Raw genomic sequence first — 3,916 nt, 5'->3', positions numbered from 1 at the left:
GGCGCCCTCGGATACGGTCACGCCGACGCCGGTGCCACCTCGCTCGCCCTCCTGCTCACGGCCGTCGGCCGGTCGCTGACGCCCTCGCTGGATCCGGCATGAGCGCCGGGACGACCGCCGGGATGACCGCGAGGGGCGGCGGTACGGACGCGAGTGCGGACCCGGGTGCGGACCCAGGTGCGGACGGCCACCGCCCCGACGCGAACGCCCGCCCTGTCGTCGGCGTGTCCCTCAAGCTCTATATGGGGGTCGCCGAGACCCGGCGCTGGCTCGCCGAAGTGGCCGAGCTGGCCCGTGAGGCGACCGGCGGGCCGGGCGTCGAGTTGTTCGTGCTGCCCTCCTTCACCTCGCTCGCCGACGCCCGCGAGCTGCTGGCGGGCACCGGTGTCGCCTACGGCGCGCAGGATCTGCACTGGGCCGACAGCGGCCCCTGGACCGGTGAGGTCTCCGGCGGGCAGCTCGCGGAGCTCGGCGCCTCCTATGTCGAGGTCGGTCACGCCGAGCGCCGCCGCCACTTCGGCGAGGACGACGGGATCGTGGCGGCCAAGACCACCGCCGCCGTCCGCCGCGGCCTGACGCCGGTGATCTGCGCGGGCGACGCCACCGCGGGCGCGCTGGACGAGGCCATCGCCGAGACGCTGGGCCAGGTCGACGCGGCGCTCTCCGGAACGGCCGGCGGCGAGGTGGTCATCGCCTACGAACCGGTGTGGGCCATCGGCGCGGACCGCCCCGCCCCCGCCGCCCACGTACGGGCCGTCACCGCCGCCATCCGGGACCGCCTCGCCGAACGGGGCGTCCGCGGCCGGGTCATCTACGGCGGCACCGCGGGGCCCGGCACCTTCACGGAACTGACCGCGCCGGACGCGGACGGCGTACGGGCGCCGCTCGACGGTCTGTTCCTGGGCCGGCTCGCCCACGACACCGCCAACCTCCGCAAGGTGCTGGCCGAAGTGGCGTCCCGCCCGCCGGCCGGAGCCCCCTGATCCCGTTCCACTCACCCACCCCGCCCCCGAACCATCAAGGACGGACGATGCCCGAGATGCCCGAGAAGACGATCGCCATCGGAGCCGACGACGCCGGCGTCCCGATGAAGGACGAGCTGAAGAACTACCTCGTCGAGCACGGATACCAGGTCGAGGACCTGTCCGCCGCCCCCGACGAGGACTACCCCGACGTGGCCCAGCGGGTGGCCGAGCGCGTGGCCGGGGGTACGTACGACCGTGCCGTGCTGGTCTGCGGAACGGGCATCGGCATGGCGATCACCGCCAACAAGGTGCCGGGCGTGCGCGCCGCGCAGATCCCCGACACGTACAGCGCCGAGCGCGCCCGCAAGTCCAACGACGCCCAGATCGCGTGCTTCGGCGTGCGCACGCTCGGCGTCGAGAGCGCCAAACTGTGCCTGGAGCACTGGCTGGGCTCGGAGTTCGCGGGCGGCGGCTCCGCGCCCAAGGTGGAGAAGATCAAGCAGGTCGAGTCCCGCTACCACAACGTCGCCTGAGCCCACCTCAACTCACGTCAGGAGCCGTCATGCGAGCCGTAGTCATCGAGGAACCCAACAAGCTCAACATCACCACCATCCCCGACCCCACCCCCGGCCCCACCGATGTCATCGTCAAGGTCGCCGCGGTGGGTCTGTGCGGCACCGATGTGCACATGCTGGCGGGGGAGTTCGGGCCGACGCGCTACCCCGTGGTGCCGGGCCACGAGTTCTCGGGCGAGATCGTCGAGACCGGCTCGGAGGTCACCGGCATGGCCGTCGGCGACCTGGTCGCGGCGGACCCGGCCATCTACTGCGGGGCGTGCTACTGGTGCGCCAAGGGCCGGGGCAACCTCTGCGCCGACTGGCGCACCATCGGCATCACCCAGGACGGCGCGTGCGCCGAGTACGTCAAGGTCCCGGCCCGCAACATCCACCACCTGCCCGCCGGGCTGGAGCCGCGCCACGCCACGCTGATCGAGCCGCTGTCCACCATCGTGCACGGCCTCGACGTGGTGGACCCCGACTTCGGCGACAACTTCCTGATCTACGGCGCGGGCACCATGGGGCTGCTCTACCTCCAGAGCGCGAAGCGCGCCGGAGCCGCCACCGTGGAGGTGGTCGACCTCAACGAGGAGCGGCTGGCCGTCGCCCGCAAGCTCGGCGCGGACTCCGTCGCCACCAGCGCCGACGCCCTGCCGCGGGCCGGCAGCGGCGGCTGGGAGGTCGTCGTGGACTGCACCGGCGCGGTGCCTGCCATCGAGGACGGCTTCGGCCGGGTGCGCCGTGGCGGCACGTTCCAGCAGTTCGGCTGCGCGCCCGACCAGGACCTGGCGCGGTTCTCGCCGTTCCGCATCTACAACGACGAGATCCGCGTCGTCGGCAGCATGGCGATCCTGCACAGCTACGGCCGCGCCCTCGATCTGCTCGCCCAGGGACTGATCGACTCCGACACCATGATCACCCACGGGTTCCCGCTGGACGGCTACGCGGAGGCGCTGGAGACCTTCGGCAAGGGCACCGGCCGCAAGATCCAGATCATCCCCGGCCTGGCGGCGGGCGCCGCGGCCTGACGCGGGACACCCGGCGCCGCTCCCGGGCACGGCGTCACGACCCGAGGCACGGCGTCACGGCCTCGTGGCCGCCGCGCCGCCGTAAACTCTTCGGGATACCCGTACGCCTGTCCTGCCAGGGAAGGAACAGCTGTTGAGCGACAGCGACAGCTACCGAACGTCCGACCGGAGCGCGGAGGCCGAGCGGATCATAAAGCTGAGCCCCAAGGAGCGCCGCAAGATGATCGCGGACCGGGTGCTCCACCGGGGCCAGGTCTCCATCGAGGACCTGGTGCGCGATCTCGGCGTCAGCCAGATGACCGTGCACCGGGACCTCGACTCCCTGGAGCACCAGGGCTGGCTGCGGAAGGTACGGGGCGGGGCGACGGCCGCGCCCAGCGCGCTCTTCGAGAGCAACGCGCGCTGGCGCGGCAGCACCCGGCTGGAGGAGAAGCAGGCCATCTGCGCCACGGCCCTGGAAGGCGCCGAGCCCGGCCAGGCCGTCATCGTCGACGACTCCAGCACGGTCCTCTCCTTCGCCACCGGGCTCTCCGCGCGCGGCGCCTTCACCGTGATCACCAACTCGCTCCAGGTCATCAACGAGCTCTCCGACGAGCCCGAGATCCAGGTGATCGCCCTGGGTGGCGTCTACCACGCCTCGTTCAACGCCTTCGTCGGCATGTTCACCGCCGACATGGCCCGCTCCCTGCGCGCCGACGTCGCCTACATCTCCGCCTCCGCCGTCGACAACGGCCACTGCTACCACCAGTCGCAGGAAGAAGTGCTGGTCAAGCGCGCCCTGCTGGAGGCGGCGCGGCGCCGCGTGCTCCTGGTGGACCACTCCAAGTTCGGCCGCCAGGCCCTCTACCAACTAGCCCCGCTCACCGACTTCGACGCCGTGATCAGCGATGAGCAGCTCCCCGCGGAGCACCAGGAGGCGCTGCGCACCCTGGGCGTGCGCCTGGAACTGGCCGCGCTGCCGGGCTGAGCGATCCGCCGGGGCGACGCGACTCGCCGGGTGGTGACACGGCCCGCCGACAGAGCCGCGTCAACCGCCCAGGCAGCCCCGTACCGCCTCGATCAGCCGGTTGGCGCGGGCGTCGCCGTGGCCGATCATGCGGTTCGCGACGTACCCGAAGCCCACCCCGAACTCGTCGTCACCGAAGGCGAACTGGCCGCCCGCGCCGTCGTTGCCGAAGCTGCGCGCGCCCAGCAGCGGGCGGAAGGCCGCCGAGTCGAGGAGGAAGCCGGAGCCCCAGCGGGCGCCCGCGTCGAAGCCGAGCCAGGAGTTCCCGGCCGAGACCTCGCGGACCGCGTCGGTCACGGTGTCCGGTGCGAGCAGCCGCTCGCGGCCGTCGATGCCGGTGGCGGCGGCCGCGTACAGCGT

The 3,916-nt window shown here is 72.6% G+C and carries 4 protein-coding genes and 1 pseudogene; 4 read left to right on the top strand and 1 reads right to left on the bottom strand.

Features of this window, described 5'->3' with window-relative positions; all coding sequences use genetic code 11:
- Window positions 1-98: 98 nt before the first annotated feature.
- The 4 genes from ACFU99_RS36330 to ACFU99_RS36315 all read left to right on the top strand — a co-directional run bounded on the left by ACFU99_RS36330 (window position 99) and on the right by ACFU99_RS36315 (window position 3,517).
- A complete protein-coding gene (locus ACFU99_RS36330) occupies window positions 99-983 on the top strand; it encodes a triose-phosphate isomerase family protein (RefSeq protein ID WP_384400707.1) in 885 nt (294 codons plus the stop codon).
- Window positions 984-1,030: 47 nt separating this feature from the next.
- The gene (locus tag ACFU99_RS36325; RefSeq protein WP_384400704.1) at window positions 1,031-1,498 is read left to right on the top strand and encodes an RpiB/LacA/LacB family sugar-phosphate isomerase; all 468 of its coding nucleotides are present in this window, start codon (window positions 1,031-1,033) and stop codon (window positions 1,496-1,498) included.
- Window positions 1,499-1,527: 29 nt separating this feature from the next.
- Window positions 1,528-2,550, top strand: a complete 1,023-nt coding sequence (locus ACFU99_RS36320; protein ID WP_384400702.1) for a zinc-dependent alcohol dehydrogenase family protein — start codon at window positions 1,528-1,530, stop codon at window positions 2,548-2,550.
- Window positions 2,551-2,683: 133 nt separating this feature from the next.
- The gene (locus tag ACFU99_RS36315; protein ID WP_384400699.1) at window positions 2,684-3,517 is read left to right on the top strand and encodes a DeoR/GlpR family DNA-binding transcription regulator; all 834 of its coding nucleotides are present in this window, start codon (window positions 2,684-2,686) and stop codon (window positions 3,515-3,517) included.
- Window positions 3,518-3,577: 60 nt separating this feature from the next.
- On the opposite strand, the pseudogene ACFU99_RS36310 reads toward ACFU99_RS36315, so the two are convergent.
- A pseudogene (locus ACFU99_RS36310) lies at window positions 3,578-3,916 on the bottom strand (carboxylesterase); the annotation flags it as partial.

Origin of the sequence: Streptomyces sp. NPDC057654 (genome assembly GCF_042800135.1) — a bacterium.
Lineage (GTDB): Bacteria > Actinomycetota > Actinomycetes > Streptomycetales > Streptomycetaceae > Streptomyces.
Note: the sequence above shows the minus strand (reverse complement) of the source record. Positions and strands in the feature narration are given on the sequence as shown.

Bases quoted from the DNA above. Each gene is read 5' to 3' on its own strand.
- ACFU99_RS36330 (WP_384400707.1), top strand. From the start codon at position 99: ATGAGCGCCGGGACGACCGCCGGGATGACCGCGAGGGGCGGCGGTACG.
- ACFU99_RS36325 (WP_384400704.1), top strand. From the start codon at position 1,031: ATGCCCGAGATGCCCGAGAAGACGATCGCCATCGGAGCCGACGACGCC.
- ACFU99_RS36320 (WP_384400702.1), top strand. From the start codon at position 1,528: ATGCGAGCCGTAGTCATCGAGGAACCCAACAAGCTCAACATCACCACC.